Below are 16,900 nucleotides of genomic sequence, written 5' to 3' on the forward strand. Positions count from 1 at the left end.
GAATCCAATACTTAACTAACAAACATAAATGATATTCTACTCTGCTTTAAGTGACTCACCAAATCTAAACAAACGGTTGTACCAAAATGGGGCAATTTGTTGACGATAAGTGGCGACTTTATAGCCGTCAGAAGTAAAGCTGATGCTAATTTGGCCAACGTGGCCCGTCTGTAAAATGTTGCTGCCATGAAGTTGATACCTATCCACAATATCTGACTTAGGAAAACCGTATTGATTAGAAAAGCCAGCAGTAAAAATGGCTAATTGGGGATTAACGCTATCGATAAACTCCGCTGTAGATGAAGTTCGGCTACCGTGGTGCGGAACCAATAAGATATCGGCCTGAATATTAGCATTATCCATCAGTAACATATGTTCTCTTGGGGCTTCAATATCGCCGGTTAACAATACCGAAGATTGACCATCAAACAATTTAACAACACATGAACGGTTATTATCATTACTATTTGTCGTTAACTGGTTACTGATAAAACCTAATTGTACCCCACGCCAGTTTAACTGACTGTCACAAGTTTTCACGGGTCGTGATAAACCTGACAAGATCGATGCAGCCATAGGGAAATCTGCTATCAATACCGCCTGCGGAAATTGCTTCAATAACACATTTAATCCACCAGCATGATCATTATCATCATGGCTTATCACAATAAAATCAATATAACGAATACCTCGACTAGCCAAAAATGGCAGTATAGCGCGTTGCGCATAGCTAAAATCTCCATATGCTGCGCCAGTATCGTAAATAACACCGTGCTGTCCTTGCTGTAAAACCACGGCCATACCTTGAGCTACATCAATTACATGCAGTTGCCAAGGTGTTGAGCGTAATGTCGACTTAGGCGTAGGTAAAAGATCATGAGCGACTAGCTTCACCATGATAATCGGTAACACCAAAATAACGACGATTAAACGATAAACAGATCTAAGCTTGTTAGGTACATAGCCGCGCAACATCAATAACATGGTCGCCAAAATAAAAAATAATAACCCTGCCAGTTCTTGTTCTGTCAACACCAGTTGTTTTAGGGGCAAGTGATCACTCAGCTGTAATAACCATCCAAATGGCTCCAGACTTAAATTGGCCCATTGAAATATCATCAGGCCAATATTTTGATGTGCCCCAGCATCAACTCCCACTAACAACATAACAGACAAAGCCACCAACCAAATGCAGAAGCTCAGCATGGTTAACGGAATAACCACCAAACTAAACCAGGGAACTAACAGCATATTGAGCCAAATACTATGAGGGGAGATCCCACCAAACAATATGCCCTGCAATACACCAAGTAATAGCGCTAAACGCCATTGAATAGACCACAATACACTCAGTCCACGGAGTATTTTATTTTTTATTAACTTGAATTTATTTACCCAAAACTTTGCGTTATGGGGTTGGAGGGAATCAATGCTTTGATGGGTATAATCTGCATCCAAGATTGCCTGTTGCTCAGTGACATCTGACTTAACCGATAATAAAATGATCATCAATGCGCCAAACGATAACCATAATCCTGCACCAAGTGATGCGAAAGGGTCGACTAATAGTACAAAAAATAAGGCATATGCCAGCCGATCCCAATGATGGCTAAATTGTTTTATAAAACTAAATATCAGCAATAAAAATAGCATCAATAACGCACGTTGCGTAGCAATAGCAAAACCAGATAAATAGCCATAACCCAACGTAAATAGTGCCGCAATCAACATCGCGAGTTGTATTTTACCTAAATGTTGCCAAGAAAAAGCATAACGGCTCAATCCAATCATTATGGCGTAAAATAAACCAAAGACGACCGATAAGTGTAAACCTGAAATAGCAACTAAATGCCCTGCTCCTGTCTGGCGTAATTGTTGCCAACGCTGCGCGGTTAACATGCTTTTATCGCCAAAGATTAACGCTTGTAAAATGTCGCCCTGAGAAAATTGTGACAATATCGGCGATGACACAAGCATGACTTGTTGGCGCATAGACACACTATTGCTAATCAACTCAGCTTGCTTAATTCGACCTTTAGCAATAATGTGCCTACTAATGAAGTACTTTTGTTGATTAAAACCTCCTTGGTTTTGGATGCTTGTGATCCCTTTCAACTTCGCACTAAATTGCCATATTTGGCCGATCACAATTTTATCTGGCTTTTGCCATGTTAATCGGTAATATCGCTGCACATTGTTAAGCGCCAACGTCTCAAAAAAAGCGTCTTGCTTTGGTTCGGCAATAACGCGCACATCAAAACTAATCCAGTCGCTGTTTTGGCTAACTAGTGATACTATCTGCGCCTTAAACTCGATTTGTTGCGACTTTTCAGCATATTGATGCATATATAAGCTATGAAACAACAGGCTAAGCCAAATGACTGCGAATAAACAACCAGCCATAAGCGGCCCTTTGCGAATGCAAACAAGCATAACTAAGAATAAAATAGGCACACACCACATAGGTGCCAGCGAAGGCCACAACATCGCTGATAAAGAACAGGCGCAAAAGCCATAGATAAATCGATTCATAATGAATTAGTTAAGACATTAATCGACAAATATGCCAAAAAAATTTATACAAAAATATATGCCAAAACCAGAAACACTCCGTAATCATAAGTATTTACGGGTGTTTGGCACGCTATTACACAAGCCTAATCTTTGGGCGTTAAATCGTAAATCGGCCCCTGGGGCATTTGCGGTTGGACTATTTGTGGCGTGGCTACCGATGCCATTTCAAATGGTAGCTGCTGCTGGACTGGCAATACTGTTTAACGTAAATCTTCCCGTTGCAGTGGCACTAGTGTGGATAACTAATCCGCTAACCATGCCCATTATGTTTTATGGTGCATATTTATTAGGCACTAAAATCCTCGGGCATAAAGCACAGGCATTTCAATTTGAAGCCAGCTGGGCATGGATTGAAGCTTCGTTATCAACTATAGGTCCGCCCTTCCTCGTTGGTTGCATTGCGTTAGGTATTATTAGTGCATTGATTGGCTTTATTGTCATAAAAAGCATGTGGCGTTATTCAATTCTATTTAAATGGCAAAAACGTAAAGGCCAATAACGTTCAAAAAATTGATTCATTTATTATAAAAAAGTCACTCTCGTGACTTTTTTATGGGTTATATTTTTATCACTTACAGATGTCGATTTAAATTTTTTGCCATCAACTTTGCCAAACGAGAAAAATCTGCAATCTCTTGGTCTGTTAATCCGCTTTTCATTATTTCATTAACGCGAGATTCTGCCGCAGACAAAACCGTAACAACGTCAGAACCTGCAGGACTTAATCCTAAAAAATAACTGCGTTTATCATGTGGATTATTTATCTTTACAACATATTCCAACTGAATCAGTTCTTTGATTAATCGCGCCAATTGCGCCTTATCAATCAAGGTTTTCTGCACTATATCATTTGCTGTATATTCTTTATCTTGGCTAGCAATGAGTTTCAACACTCGCATGTGTAAAGGTGTTAAACCAAACCCTTCACTATCAATAGCTTGTCGCAATGAACGTTTTACACTGTGCAATAAATTAAACAGTGGCTCTTTAATATTTTCAGACATAAGACATCCTCAAGCTCATTTAAATACCTCACCAACAACGGCATCAGGTTAAAGAGAGCGGCAACAATACAAACTAGTTGACTTCATCAACAATTATCAATATAGTTGATATTATCAACCAAAGACAATGTTAACACAATCACTACATACCCAAAACTTAATCTCAACTATTTGCGACACCCAACGATAGGCCAGTTATCATGAATAGCCCAAAAGAAAAAAAACCACCTAGATTAACTTATATCAGTGACATCATCGAAATCAGCCCTTATCTTCGTAGATTGGTGTTAAGTGGCGAGCAGTTAAGCGATTTCCCTGCCGATAAACAAGGGGCTCATGTGAAAGTGCTATTGCCACGACCCGGTTCATCGGCAGAAAATATGACATTCAATGGCCCTAACGCTGCCATTAAACGATCATATACGATTAGAGAATTTGATCCTATTCACAAACAACTCAGCTTAGATTTTGTCATTAACAAACATCATGGGCCAGCCACTGATTGGGCTAAATCAGCTAATATTGGAGATTTGCTTGCCATTGCGGGGCCAGGACTACTCAAAATGAATAAATTCGATGCTAATAACTATCTATTATTGGGTGACTCAACCTCAATTAATGCAGTCAATGGAATAGTTAACCGACTTTCGTTAACAACAACGGGTTACATTATAATGTTAGTGAATAGTGAACGAGAGAAACAATTATTGGCGCCACATCCACTAATACAAATTCAATGGCTAGTGGTAAAGACAAATACAACCGCAGAACAACAAGCTGCTTGGCTACTTGATAGAATAAAACATCTTGAGGACTTAACAGCACAGACACAAGTATTTATAGGCTTAGAAGCATCGCAAGTTAGATTAGTGAAGCAACACCTCATAGAACAGCAGTCGTTAGCGTTAAGCGCTATCAGTGCCACGGGCTATTGGAAGCTCGGTACTGACGCTGACACCTTTGGTCAACAAAAGCAGATCAATCCGCTCTAAGCTTCGCTCAGGATAATATATAACGCTCATTTTTTATCCTGAAATAGATTGAACCATTTTACTGATTCTGTTGTGTCAGAGTACGATAAGTCAACACGATCAGGTGCAGGGTAAGTAACCCCGTAAAACTAATAGCAAAGAAAAGTAATGCGATAGATTCTACTGACTTAGGAGTATCAGCGTAGCAATACCACCAAACGGGCCAAGTAAACAAGCTCAGTAGCGTTAGTTGCCACATGCAGCGTTTACACCGACCAATTTTTTGTTTAAATATTGAATCAGTGCATTGGTTACAAGCCATAACAGTTTTCTTTATCATTCATGATCAAGATATTGATTATCAAATTCGCTCGCCAACATGGCATACAGATATTCATCACCCCATGCACCTTTAAAAAACACATTATGAATAAAATGGCCTTCACGACGGAACTGCAATTTTTCTAAAAGTGCTGCACTGGCTAGATTAAGGCAATCAGTTTGAGCGATAATTCGGTGACGAGATAAGTCTACAAACAAGTATTGCAATAAACGAGTTAGCGCTTGCGCTGCAATACCCTGCCCTTGAAATGCTGGAGCGACAGTAAAACCCACTTCAACTTGATTGTCGTCAATAAAATGCACTGCCAGATCACCCATTAACAACGCATGCTGATCACTAATGGCTAATTGATACCATTGCCCTGCTTTAGCAAAATCGTGGTAATTAATTGAATTGAATAACCTTAGTGCATCTTGATAGTGATAATCCGTCCAACTTTGATATCGAGCAACATTAGGATCCGCTCGATAGGCAGTAAATGCGCTTAAATCATCCAGAGTAAATGGCCTGATGATTAAACTACCCGAGGCTAACGTAGGACATTTTAGTGAACATAAACTTGAATCACTGTCCATATCAACCTCATTCGTTTATAAAATCTATCTACCCGCTAATGCAGTAGCTGGCGCGATTTTAGTTGCTTTCCACGCTGGATAAATCGTGGCAACAAGACTCATAAATAACCCCATGAACAGCACCACAAATACATCTTGGTAATGTAATTCAGATGGTAAGAAATCAATGAAATAAATATCAGAAGCCAATAACTGAACACCTAGTAATTGCTCAATACTGCTAGCAATTGCACTTAAATTATAGGCTAGAGTAACCCCTAATATGCCACCAATAGTGCAACCCATCACACCATTTAACGCACCTTGTAAAATAAATATGGTCATTATGGCGCCACGGGATAACCCCATGGTCATTAATATTGCAATTTCAGAAGCTTTATCACGCACAGCCATAACAAGTGTCGACACTATATTGAAACATGCCACGGCGATAACGAGCGCTAACACTAAATACATGATTAAACGCACTAACTGAATATCTTGATACAAATGTCCCTGACTGCGAGTCCAATCATTGATATAAAGATATTGCTCTTGAGCAAAGCCTAAATCACGGGTAATACTCGCCGCATTAAACACATTATCGACTTGAATTCGTACCCCAGAAACTGCGGAACCTAACTCAAGTAAATCAGCTAGATAGTTAAGTGACACATAAGCTTGGGTCGATTCAATTTCCCCACCTAAATTATACACACCAGATACCACAAAACGGTGGCTTTTGGCCGAGGTTAACTTACTGTTATTGGCGTCAGGGGTATACATTGCCAGAGTATCGCCTACTTTTAAGCCCAACTTGACCAATAAACTACGACCGAGCACAATATGATTTTCATCACCCGCTAATGACTGCCACGCATCGGCAGACATATAGTCAGCAATACTCGACACATCAGATTCATAGTTAATATCAATACCGTTAACGATTAACCCTTGAAAACCGCCAGGTTTCTGCACTAAACCTTGCAAACGAACAAACGGAGCAACACCGGTGATTTGTGGCATATTTGCGGCGCTTTTAGCAATATCATGCCAATCGGCAATCGGTTGATTAACGCCAACCAGTTCACCGTGAGACACCACGCCTAATAAACGGTCTTGTAACTCTTTTTCAAAACCATTCATGGCAGATAACACCACAATTAGCACGCCAACACCTAGGGCAATGCCTGCAGTAGACGCAAACGAAATAAAACCGATAAAGCCATTAGACTGCCTCGCACGGAAAAAACGCCAGCCAATTGTTAACGGTAACCACTTACTCATTCGGCTAACCCTGCAAGAGATGAAGACGCAACAACTTGCAAAATGCCGTCTTTCATTGTCAATTGACGATCCATTTTAGCGGCTAATTTATGATCATGTGTCACCACCACAAACGCAGTTCCAAATTGTTGTGCTAACTCGCGGATCATCGCATAAACATTATCACCACTGCTGGCATCCAGATTACCTGTAGGTTCATCGGCCAATACTAACTTTGGTTTGTTGATAAGCGCTCTGGCAATCGCGACACGTTGACGCTCACCGCCCGATAACTGCGCTGGGATATGTTGTAAACGATGGCCTAACCCCACACGTTCAAGTAAATTCTGCGCATCGATTAAGGATTGCTTTTTATCTCTACCTTGAATGAATGCAGGCATCGCCACATTTTCAATCGCGGTAAATTCAGGTAAAAGATGATGGAACTGGTAAATAAAGCCCAAATCTTGATTACGTATTTGCGCCTGACGCGCACTAGACAATTGATATAAATCTTCGCCGTCTAACAACACAGTTCCAGACGTGGGCATGTCTAAGGTGCCCATAATATGTAACAGCGTACTTTTACCCGACCCAGAACTGCCCACAATGGCTAACTGTTCTCCCTTGTATACGGTTAAATCAACACCAGATAATACCTGAGTGGTCACTTCACCGTCATGGTAATGCTTACTAACATGTTGAACTTGTAATAACGCTTGTTGTGTCTGACTCATTATTCGTATCTCAAAGCAGTAGCAGGTTGAACCCTTGCGGCGGACAATGCAGGATAAAGGGTGGCAATTAAGGTAATAAACAAAGTGCCTAAAATGATAAAACTTAATTGCGTTAGCGATAATTGCACTGGCAATGTCTGGCCTACGCCTAAAATAGAAATACCCAAAGTTGTTAATATTTCATTTAAATTGAGCGTTAACACTATGCCAACGGCGGCACCCAACATTAACCCTAACAATGCATTTAGCGAACCTTGAACAATAAAAATGTTCATCACCGAAGTGGTGGTTAATCCTTGGGTTTTTAACACCGCAACATCGGTGGTTTTATCCACCACCATCATCACCAACGCTGACACAATATTAAATGCAGCCACGGCCACAATTAAGCTGAGCATCAACGACATCATGTTTTTTTCCATTTTGACGGCGGCAAATAAATGGCCATAGTCTTGGCGCCAGTCCCGGGTTTGAATCTCAATATTTTGCTTAGCAAATGCAGCCACTATTTTCGGTGCTATCGCAGGCGCAGAAAAAGGATCGTTCAAATACACCCGTAATTCATTAACGCTATTACTGTCTTGACGCATCAACTTACGCGCATCTTTATAATGCACATAAGCCACACTCGAATCGACTTGCGAACCCATTTCAAATACACCGGCAACAGTAAATTTACGCTGACTAGGAACGGGCCCCATAGGTGAATACACCACCCCATCACCGCTTAACACCCTCACCTTATCTCCCGCTCGAACATCTAATTTACGAGCTAGGTCTGTACCAAGCACAATTGAATACTTTCCAGCTTGTAACGATGAAAAGGCATCAGAATAGGTATGAGATGCAATGCTCGACAACGATTGCTCCTGTTCAGGGTATACTCCGTACATTTGTATCGCCTGAATGTTGCTGCTCGATTGGATCATGGCTTGGGTTGTCGCACTTGGCACAATGCCACGAATATTCTGCAATAAATCTTTATCAGCCAACAAACGTTGCGTAGTTTGTTGCCAATCCCTAAAGCCAACGTCACTGATTAGAGTCAGTTGTGGCACCGCACCTAAAATGCGATTTTTTAGCTGACCTTCTAACCCATTCATCACCGAACTGACAACAATCAATGCCGCAACACCAAGAAAAATACCCGATACCGAAAAAAAGGTAATAAAAGACGCAAAAGCATTTGCTTTTCGGGCTCGCCAATAGCGGTAGCCGATGAAAAATGAAAATCCTAAATTCATAAAAAAATACTAATCCTGTGTGCCCATTTGGGCGTATTAATCAGACAATCAGGCGAAATATGGAAATGAAAACAATAAGCCAGCCTGTATGACTTGCTAAATCATTAACTTGGGCACGATAATAGGGCTATTAGTGTGATAAATAAAGAGGCAAACCTTGATACCTGACAGCAATTCTTATTTTAGTGTGCCTCACCACTTTAATGTGTACCTCACTTTGTGGGACCAAAATCATCCTTTACCCACAGATGATGAACTTCGCGATATGCAATCTGTCGGTTTAAAACTGCTGACAGAAGTGAAAAGTCTTGAAGCCAGTTGCTTATTGCAGCTACGAAATTTAGACAATGATGCAAAAGCTGTGGTCGACTTTTTAAAGCTACAATCACGTAAAGTCGATTTAGTATTACAGCATGTGTTAGAAAAAGAAGTTCAGGATGGTGAGTTATTTAAAGGCGATCAATTTGGTGGCAGTGGGGTCAGCATTATTTCATCACGACCACTCGAGTTGAATGAACACGTTAAAACCCACATTTATTTGCATACTGAATTAGTCGCATTATTGTGTGTTTGCCAAATAAAAACCTGTACCCCTTTACAAACTGATGACGACACGGATCCTGCTTTTTGGCGTTGTGAACTTGAATTTAGTCAAATACTTGAAGATGATATTGAACAACTAGTCAGAGCAAGTTTGAATGTACAGCAAAAAATGCTCAAAAAACGTAAACAGAATATCGATAAGCAGCGCAGCTGAAGCCTCGCCTCATTCAATACGATTTGATCGAAAACGGAACTGAAAAAGATTTTAATGAACCTATTTAGTGTACTCACGCCGCCGAGTGTAAAAAAAGGCCAACAAACACAAACTTTGGCAACCTTAGGTGGGGTCTCACAAGCCATCACCCTAGCCAATTTAATTAATAACCATCCTGGCACCAGTATTATTGTCACCCATGACACGCCCAGTGCCTTGTCACTTGAGGTCGAGCTGAGTTATTTATTAAATCACATCAATGTGAATGTGTGCCTGTTTCCCGACCGTGAAACCCTGCCCTACGATAGCTTCTCGCCACATCAAGACCTGATTTCCCAACGACTGGAAACCTTAGCTAATATTAGCCAAAGCCAACATAATGTGGTGATTGTGCCCGTAAACACCTTAATGGTTCGTTTGCCGCCAAAATCATTTATGACCGCTAACGTTATGGTGTTAAAAAAAGGCGACACCTACGGATTGCAACAAGCTAGGCAACACCTTACAGACACGGGTTATCATTTAGTTGATCAAGTATACGAACACGGTGAGTTTGCTATTCGTGGCTCTATTATTGATATTTTTCCGACAGGATCTAGACAACCTTTACGCATAGAGTTATTTGATGACGAAGTCGAATCAATCCGTTATTTTGATGTTGATACTCAGCGTTCAGGTATGGCCCGTGACACTATTAGGATGTTGCCAGCAAAAGAATTCCCAACCGACAACCATGCTATTGAAGGCTTTAGACAACGTTATCGTCGTCGCTTTGAAGTGATCTCAAAAGAGGCAGAATCGGTTTATCAACTCGTCAGCCGTAACTTAATGCCTGCAGGCATTGAAAACTACTTACCGCTGTTTTTCGATGAAACCGCCACGCTGTTTGATTACTTGCCACAAAACAGTCAACTCATCACCATAGGCAATATTGAAAAAGCCAGCTTAGCCCACTTGCATGAAATTAATGTGCGCTACGAAGATCGACGAGTCGATCCTCTGCGCCCATTACTGGCGCCGAAAGAACTTTATCTGCTCAATGATGAATTATTTGCGGCATTTAAATCTTACAATCGAACCCAGTTATTACAGCAACATATTGCTACCGACACCAATAATGCCGGTGAACCGTTAGCCGAAGTCGCACTACCAACACATGCCCTTATTGCTAATGTTGAAAAGTTGCCCGATATCAATGCTAATCACAAACTCAAACAACCTCTTATAGCATTAGAAGAATACAGTCAAAAACATCCACAACTACTGTTCAGTGCTGAATCTGAAGGCCGCCGTGAAGCCTTATTAGACTTATTTGCAAAAATTGGCATTAAACCCAAACTGTTTGAGCACCTAAGCGACTACCTAGCAACCAAAGACAATATCGGTTTAATCGTGTCACCTTTAGCCCGTGGTTGTGTGTTAACAGACACCGCAAAAGGTGCTGTAAGCATAATCTGTGAAACCGAACTCTTTGGTCAACGTATCTCACAGCAACGTCGACGCGAAAAACAAAAACAAGTTAGCTCAGATGTATTAGTTAAAAACTTAGCCGAGCTTAAAGTCGGCCAACCTATCGTGCATCTTGAACACGGTGTTGCCTTATACCAAGGATTAGAGACTCTCGATACCGGCGGTTTAGTGGCCGAATATTTAAAACTGGAATATGCCGGTGGCGACAAACTGTATGTTCCGGTTTCTTCATTGCATTTAATTAGCCGTTTTAACGCCAGTGGTGATGGTGATGCCCATTTAAATAAACTGGGTAACGAAACCTGGGCCAAAGCCAAGAAAAAAGCCATCGAACGAATTCGGGATGTAGCAGCAGAATTACTCGATGTTTATGCCCGTCGCCAAGCTCGTCCGGGTGAAGCGATGAATATTGATGAACAAGAATACGCACAATTTAGCCAAGGTTTTCCGTTTGAAGAAACGGTCGATCAAGAAAGTGCTATTCATGCCGTACTTGAAGACATGCAAGCACCAACCGCGATGGATCGTTTAGTATGCGGCGATGTAGGTTTTGGTAAAACAGAAGTGGCCATGCGTGCGGCATTTGTCGCTGTTAATGCTGGTAAACAAGTGGTGGTGTTAGTGCCGACCACCTTGCTTGCTCAGCAACACTACGAAAACTTTAAAGACCGCTTTGCCGATTGGCCGATTGTTATTGAAGTCATGTCACGCTTTAGAACCACCAAAGAACAAACTGGTGTGGTCCAACAGCTCTCAGAGGGAAAAGTCGATATTGTTATCGGTACCCATAAATTACTGTCATCAGAAGCTAACTTCGACAACCTCGGTTTACTAGTCATCGACGAAGAACACCGCTTTGGTGTCCGACAAAAAGAAAAGATAAAAGCCCTACGCGCCAATGTCGACATTTTAACCTTAACGGCCACGCCTATTCCGCGTACGCTTAATATGGCCATGTCAGGCATGCGAGATTTATCGATTATCGCTACCCCTCCGGCTAAACGGTTGGCAGTAAAAACCTTTGTCCGTGAATATGATAAGGCCACCGCTCGAGAAGCCATTTTGCGTGAAATTTTGCGCGGCGGCCAAGTATATTATTTACATAATAATGTTGAGACCATTGAAAAAACGGCACAAAATATTCGTGAATTAATTCCAGAAGCCCGTGTGATCACAGCCCATGGGCAAATGCGCGAACGTGACTTAGAAAAAGTCATGTCAGACTTCTATCATCAACGTTTTAATGTTTTAGTATGTACCACTATTATCGAAACGGGTATCGACGTACCCAGTGCCAATACCATCATTATCGACCGAGCTGACATGTTCGGTTTAGCGCAACTGCATCAACTCCGAGGTCGTGTTGGACGTTCACATCATCAAGCCTATGCCTATATGATGACCCCGCATCCTAAACGCATGACCGCTGACGCACGTAAACGTCTTGCTGCAATAGATGCACTTGAAGATCTTGGCGCAGGCTTTTTACTGGCTACCCAAGATTTAGAAATCCGTGGTGCTGGAGAGTTACTGGGTGATGAACAAAGTGGTCATATTTCAAAAATTGGCTTCAGTTTATACATGGAAATGCTTGAGTCTGCGGTGAAAGCCCTCAAAGAAGGTAAAGAGCCTTCGCTAGCCTATATGATGAGCGCCAAAGCAGAAATTGATTTACGTATTCCGGCGTTATTGCCAGAAGATTATGTCAGTGACGTCAACATGCGCTTATCCTTATATAAACGGATTGCCAATTGCGAAACAGAAGCCATGCTCGATGAGCTAAAAGTCGAATTTATTGATCGCTTTGGGATGCTACCGACTCCAACCCGTAATTTAATGGCCATTACCTTATACAAACATCAAGCAACCGCATTAGGTATTGTTAAAATAGAAATGCATGCTAAAGGTGGTAGTGTCGAATTTGGCCAGGAAAATCATGTTGATCCAATGTTTATCATTGGTTTGTTGCAAAATCAGCCACAAATCTATCGAATGGACGGGCCAAATAAGTTAAAGTTCAACATTCCTGCTGAGACAAGTAAAGAGCGTCTTGAGTTAATCAACACCTTGCTTGAACAGTTTGCTAAACATCAAATTTTGGAGACTAAATAGTGCTACGTAAAATTGCGATGACTATCGCCGCTATCACAGCGCTATCCCACAGCTTTTCAGCCCATGCAGAATCATGGTTTGAAGTAGAAGTTTTTGTATTTGAACGCCAACAAACTTCAGTTGAAAAGTGGTTAGATGCAACTCCGCCTAAGCTACGTAAAGACACCGTGGATATTATTACCCCTGTGATCAGTACCGACATTACTGGGGTTGCCGTTGGCTTAAACGGTTGTTCTTCAACCGACTGGGCCAGCGATGCTAGCAACTGTAATGATCCTAAAGTCAGTAATATTACAACCACATACCCAAGCCAAGTACCGTTTAATATTGCAGCCAGCAAGCCACAAACGGCTTACTTAGGTCAAGGGCCATTACTGTTAGCACAAAGCCAAGGCAAATTTAACGATATCATTCGAACTATTCAACGTGAACCTTATGTTAAAAGCCTAGTGCATCTAACGTGGCAACAAAATATGCAATCACGCCGACGTTCAAAACCTATCCGAATTTTTGGCGGCCAGGATTTCTCTAAAAGTTTTGAATATCATGGTTTAAGTGTTAAAAAGCCAACTCAAATTGATGCTATGCCTAGCACCGACTTCAGTGCATTAGGCAGTTTTTATGAGGCGCCAAAAATCACTCCAGTATGGGAGTTAGACGGTTCAATTAACATTTATCTCAGCCATTATCTGTATATTGAAAATAATTTGGTCTTGCGTAAAGTAACCCAAAAGATGGTTGAATCAAGCCCATTGACCTTTAACGAATATGCCGCACTCGAGATTGAAGGTAAAAAGCAATTAGCGCCTTACTTAGAGAGCATTCCGTTAATTCAAAACCGCCGAGTTCGCAGTGGCGAAATCCACTATTTTGATAACCCACAGCTGGGTATTGTGATGCAAATTCGTAAAATGGCTCAGCCGACTAATGTTAAGCCTATTGATTTAATCGAGCCTTCTTCTTCTTCTGCACAACCAGTACCTTATACCGGTTAATCGCCAAATAATAAAATACAAAAAACCGGATCAATTGATCCGGTTTTTGCTTAATAGACTGATCACTTTATCTTCATAACGACTGGACAATGACGTTAATGTCCATCGTCAATTGCTGTGCAGCTTGCCAACGTATTTGGTCATCGAGCGCCAGCAAAGTTTGTGAGTTATTGCCTTTTAGCGATAATGCAGTGTGCATAGGTTCTGCCGCAGGCCAATCAAACTCAGTTAATAAAACATTAACACCAATAGGGTCATTACACAGCAAAATCATATCACAGCCCGCATCTAATGCTGCTTTGGCTCGTCCAACATAATCACCAGCAAAACTGGCGCCTTTCATGCCTAAATCATCAGAAAAAATCACCCCATCGAAACCTAATTGTTGACGTAAAACTGTTTGTAACCAGTAAGTAGAAAAACCTGCAGGATTAGGATCAATATTGGTATAAACAACATGTGCAGGCATAACTCCTTGCAGGTGTTGGCTAGCAATGAGCTGTTTAAACGGTAACATATCAAAAGCTTCTACCTGCTCTTTGCTACGCGGATCAACCGGCATCGCAATATGTGAATCAGCGGCGACACTACCATGACCAGGAAAGTGCTTACCTACTGCGGCCATGCCCGCCTCATTCATGCCAACAATAAACTGTTCCGCCAATGCACTCACTTCAACAGGATCGGCACTAAAACTGCGTTTACCAATCACTTCACTTATACCATTTACATCTAAGACAGGTGCAAAGCTAAGGTCAATATCGCAAGCGAGTAACTCTATAGCCATTAAAAAACCACACTCTTTCGCCCATTGTTTAGCTAATGTCATATCACCTTTCGCGGCAGGTAAAATATCCCCCATCGCAGGAATTAAACTAAAGCCTTCACGAAAACGCTGAACCCTGCCACCTTCATGGTCCACGGCAATTAACAGCTCAGGTCGAATATGACGAACTTCTTTAACCAATTCAATTAATTGACTTTTACTTTCTAGGTTTCGACTAAACAATATAATTCCACCCACCTGTGGATGCTGTAATTGCTCAGTTTCAAGTGCAGATACTGTTAAGCCTGCAAGATCCATCATTAAATAGCTCAAACCATTCCCCTATCTATAAAGCTGACTATTACGTCAGGTTAAACAAGTCACATTACACATTATGTATAAGGCTGGCTAATGTGAAAATAATGCATAAAAAAATCTAATGAACTGTCATCGATTAATGTGTGGGATACTCTACCAAGAATATGAGATAAACCGCCAACATTACATTTGACGATTATACTCACTTATAACTAAAACAATAAACGACTCAGCAAGGGTTAAACAACATGATTAGCGTATTTGACATGTTCAAAATTGGTATCGGTCCTTCTAGCTCACATACAGTAGGCCCGATGAAGGCGGGTAAAATTTTTATCCAGCATGTCGCAGATCTTAATTTATTGGATAAAACCGATGAATTACAAACAGAATTATTTGGATCGTTAGGCCAAACAGGTAAAGGCCATGGTACAGGTAAAGCGGTTATTTTAGGTTTAATGGGTGAAGATCCCGAAACCGTTAATACCGATGGTATCGATGCCATTTTAGAAACCGTATCAACAAGTCAAAAATTAACCTTGGCAAATGGACAGCAGGTTAAATTCTCTCGCGAAGAGGGGGTAACCTACCACAGACGCAAAACCTTACCTGCCCATGCAAATGCCATGACGTTATATGCATTGTCAAAAGGAGAATGCATTTTTCAACGAACTTATTATTCTGTTGGTGGCGGATTTGTGCTTGATGAAGATGAAATCACCCAACGAAATGCCTCTCCGGCAACCCCCATTGAACAAGCACCTTATGATTTCAATAGTGCATTACAGTTACTGCAACTATGTTGCGATAACGGCTTAAGTATTTCGTCTCTAATGATGGCTAACGAGTTGAGTATTGCGTCCGAAGAAGACGTAAAGCAAGGCTTATGGAATATTTGGCAAACCATGAAAAATTGCGTCGACCGTGGTTACCAAAAAGAAGGTATTTTACCTGGCGGACTAAAATTGCGTCGACGGGCACCTGCACTATATCGACGCTTAAAAGCAGAAGGTCGTAATAACATTGACCCATTAACAGCAATGGATTGGGTCGATTTATTTGCGTTATCGGTTAACGAGCAAAACGCAGCAGGCGATCGTGTTGTCACCGCCCCAACCAATGGCGCGGCAGGAATTATCCCCGCAGTATTGTGTTACTACGATATGTTTGTGCAAGAAGTCGATATTGATGTTTGCAGTCGTTATTTACTCACCGCTGCAGCCATTGGTATTTTGTACAAGAAAAATGCCTCTATTTCCGGCGCTGAAGTAGGTTGTCAAGGTGAAGTGGGTGTGGCTTGTTCAATGGCGGCGGCTGCATTAACTGAAATAATGGGCGGTACGGTTGAGCATGTTGAAAATGCCGCTGAAATTGGTATGGAACATAACTTAGGCTTAACCTGTGACCCTGTTGGCGGCTTAGTACAAGTACCTTGTATTGAGCGCAATGCTATGGGCGCAGTAAAAGCCATTAACGCTTCACGTATGGCATTACGCGGCGATGGTAACCACAAAGTATCATTGGATAAAGTCATTAAGACCATGATGGATACCGGTAAGGATATGCGCAGTAAATACAAAGAAACCGCCAAAGGTGGTCTTGCAGTCAATATCGTCGAATGTTAACTCAGCCATAAACTGACCAGATTCAACTGCAAAAGCCTGTTAGTCACTCTAACAGGCTTTTTTGTATCAAACTCAAAGTGATTCCATACGGTGTATAAATCATTTTGGCACAAAACCAACCATTCAATAGTGATAGTGAGTTGATGAAAACATTAGCTTTTTTA

General features: G+C 41.3%; 14 protein-coding genes. 6 read left to right on the forward strand and 8 right to left on the reverse strand.

All coding sequences use genetic code 11. The features are described from left to right. Positions 1-36: 36 nt before the first annotated feature. Positions 37-2,532, reverse strand: a complete 2,496-nt coding sequence (locus ABIS04_RS11235) for a DNA internalization-related competence protein ComEC/Rec2 (protein WP_350431111.1) — start codon at positions 2,530-2,532, stop codon at positions 37-39. A 31-nt stretch (positions 2,533-2,563) separates the two neighbouring features. Here ABIS04_RS11235 and ABIS04_RS11240 point away from each other — a divergent pair, with 31 nt between their 5' ends. Continuing rightward, a complete protein-coding gene (locus tag ABIS04_RS11240; RefSeq protein ID WP_137226831.1) occupies positions 2,564-3,073 on the forward strand; it encodes a DUF2062 domain-containing protein in 510 nt (169 codons plus the stop codon). A gap of 73 nt (positions 3,074-3,146) precedes the next feature. Here ABIS04_RS11240 and ABIS04_RS11245 read toward each other — a convergent pair whose 3' ends face one another. Next, positions 3,147-3,578, reverse strand: coding sequence for a MarR family winged helix-turn-helix transcriptional regulator (locus tag ABIS04_RS11245; RefSeq protein ID WP_137226830.1), 432 nt, complete (start codon positions 3,576-3,578; stop codon positions 3,147-3,149). 200 nt (positions 3,579-3,778) lie between these two features. Between ABIS04_RS11245 and ABIS04_RS11250 the strand changes: the two genes are divergently transcribed. Then, a complete protein-coding gene (locus ABIS04_RS11250) occupies positions 3,779-4,570 on the forward strand; it encodes a siderophore-interacting protein (protein WP_350431112.1) in 792 nt (263 codons plus the stop codon). 58 nt (positions 4,571-4,628) lie between these two features. Here the strand turns inward: ABIS04_RS11250 and ABIS04_RS11255 are convergent, their stop codons facing one another. Genes ABIS04_RS11255 through ABIS04_RS11275 form a run of 5 tightly spaced genes read right to left on the reverse strand, consistent with a single transcriptional unit; the run spans position 4,629 to position 8,693 of the window. Next, complete coding sequence (locus ABIS04_RS11255) at positions 4,629-4,871, reverse strand: DUF3624 domain-containing protein (RefSeq protein ID WP_137226828.1); 243 nt, start codon at positions 4,869-4,871, stop codon at positions 4,629-4,631. Positions 4,872-4,885: 14 nt separating this feature from the next. Then, positions 4,886-5,467, reverse strand: coding sequence for a GNAT family protein (locus ABIS04_RS11260; RefSeq protein WP_350431113.1), 582 nt, complete (start codon positions 5,465-5,467; stop codon positions 4,886-4,888). 24 nt (positions 5,468-5,491) lie between these two features. Further along, a complete protein-coding gene (lolE, locus tag ABIS04_RS11265; protein ID WP_137226826.1) occupies positions 5,492-6,733 on the reverse strand; it encodes a lipoprotein-releasing ABC transporter permease subunit LolE in 1,242 nt (413 codons plus the stop codon). Continuing rightward, a complete protein-coding gene (gene lolD, locus ABIS04_RS11270) occupies positions 6,730-7,449 on the reverse strand; it encodes a lipoprotein-releasing ABC transporter ATP-binding protein LolD (protein ID WP_350431114.1) in 720 nt (239 codons plus the stop codon). Before lolD ends, lolE begins: the two co-directional genes overlap by 4 nt. Further along, positions 7,449-8,693: a lipoprotein-releasing ABC transporter permease subunit gene (locus ABIS04_RS11275; protein WP_350431115.1), complete on the reverse strand. Its 1,245-nt coding sequence runs from the start codon at positions 8,691-8,693 to the stop codon at positions 7,449-7,451. The genes lolD and ABIS04_RS11275 overlap by 1 nt, the downstream gene beginning before the upstream one ends. A gap of 157 nt (positions 8,694-8,850) precedes the next feature. Between ABIS04_RS11275 and ABIS04_RS11280 the strand changes: the two genes are divergently transcribed. Genes ABIS04_RS11280 through ABIS04_RS11290 form a run of 3 tightly spaced genes read left to right on the forward strand, consistent with a single transcriptional unit; the run spans position 8,851 to position 14,027 of the window. Next, positions 8,851-9,450 (forward strand): hypothetical protein, encoded by a 600-nt coding sequence (locus ABIS04_RS11280; RefSeq protein ID WP_350431116.1) that lies wholly within the window; start codon positions 8,851-8,853, stop codon positions 9,448-9,450. 54 nt (positions 9,451-9,504) lie between these two features. Beyond that, the gene (mfd, locus tag ABIS04_RS11285; protein ID WP_350431117.1) at positions 9,505-13,032 is read left to right on the forward strand and encodes a transcription-repair coupling factor; all 3,528 of its coding nucleotides are present in this window, start codon (positions 9,505-9,507) and stop codon (positions 13,030-13,032) included. Continuing rightward, positions 13,032-14,027: a peptidoglycan binding protein CsiV gene (locus ABIS04_RS11290; RefSeq protein ID WP_350431118.1), complete on the forward strand. Its 996-nt coding sequence runs from the start codon at positions 13,032-13,034 to the stop codon at positions 14,025-14,027. Before mfd ends, ABIS04_RS11290 begins: the two co-directional genes overlap by 1 nt. Before the next feature lie 73 nt (positions 14,028-14,100). On the opposite strand, the gene nagZ is transcribed toward ABIS04_RS11290, so the two are convergent. Beyond that, positions 14,101-15,126, reverse strand: coding sequence for a beta-N-acetylhexosaminidase (gene nagZ / locus ABIS04_RS11295; protein ID WP_350431119.1), 1,026 nt, complete (start codon positions 15,124-15,126; stop codon positions 14,101-14,103). Between the two features lie 233 nt (positions 15,127-15,359). Here nagZ and ABIS04_RS11300 point away from each other — a divergent pair, with 233 nt between their 5' ends. Continuing rightward, on the forward strand, positions 15,360-16,736 hold the full coding sequence (locus ABIS04_RS11300; protein ID WP_350431120.1) for an L-serine ammonia-lyase: 1,377 nt from the start codon (positions 15,360-15,362) through the stop codon (positions 16,734-16,736). Positions 16,737-16,900 lie beyond the last annotated feature (164 nt).

Source organism: Shewanella sp. H8, assembly GCF_040285065.1.
GTDB lineage: Bacteria > Pseudomonadota > Gammaproteobacteria > Enterobacterales > Shewanellaceae > Shewanella > Shewanella polaris.

Coding starts and splice junctions, on each gene's coding strand:
- ABIS04_RS11235 (WP_350431111.1), bottom strand. CDS start 2,532: ATGAATCGATTTATCTATGGCTTTTGCGCCTGTTCTTTATCAGCGATG.
- ABIS04_RS11240 (WP_137226831.1), top strand. CDS start 2,564: ATGCCAAAAAAATTTATACAAAAATATATGCCAAAACCAGAAACACTC.
- ABIS04_RS11245 (WP_137226830.1), bottom strand. CDS start 3,578: ATGTCTGAAAATATTAAAGAGCCACTGTTTAATTTATTGCACAGTGTA.
- ABIS04_RS11250 (WP_350431112.1), top strand. CDS start 3,779: ATGAATAGCCCAAAAGAAAAAAAACCACCTAGATTAACTTATATCAGT.
- ABIS04_RS11255 (WP_137226828.1), bottom strand. CDS start 4,871: ATGGCTTGTAACCAATGCACTGATTCAATATTTAAACAAAAAATTGGT.
- ABIS04_RS11260 (WP_350431113.1), bottom strand. CDS start 5,467: ATGGACAGTGATTCAAGTTTATGTTCACTAAAATGTCCTACGTTAGCC.
- lolE (WP_137226826.1), bottom strand. CDS start 6,733: ATGAGTAAGTGGTTACCGTTAACAATTGGCTGGCGTTTTTTCCGTGCG.
- lolD (WP_350431114.1), bottom strand. CDS start 7,449: ATGAGTCAGACACAACAAGCGTTATTACAAGTTCAACATGTTAGTAAG.
- ABIS04_RS11275 (WP_350431115.1), bottom strand. CDS start 8,693: ATGAATTTAGGATTTTCATTTTTCATCGGCTACCGCTATTGGCGAGCC.
- mfd (WP_350431117.1), top strand. CDS start 9,505: ATGAACCTATTTAGTGTACTCACGCCGCCGAGTGTAAAAAAAGGCCAA.
- ABIS04_RS11300 (WP_350431120.1), top strand. CDS start 15,360: ATGATTAGCGTATTTGACATGTTCAAAATTGGTATCGGTCCTTCTAGC.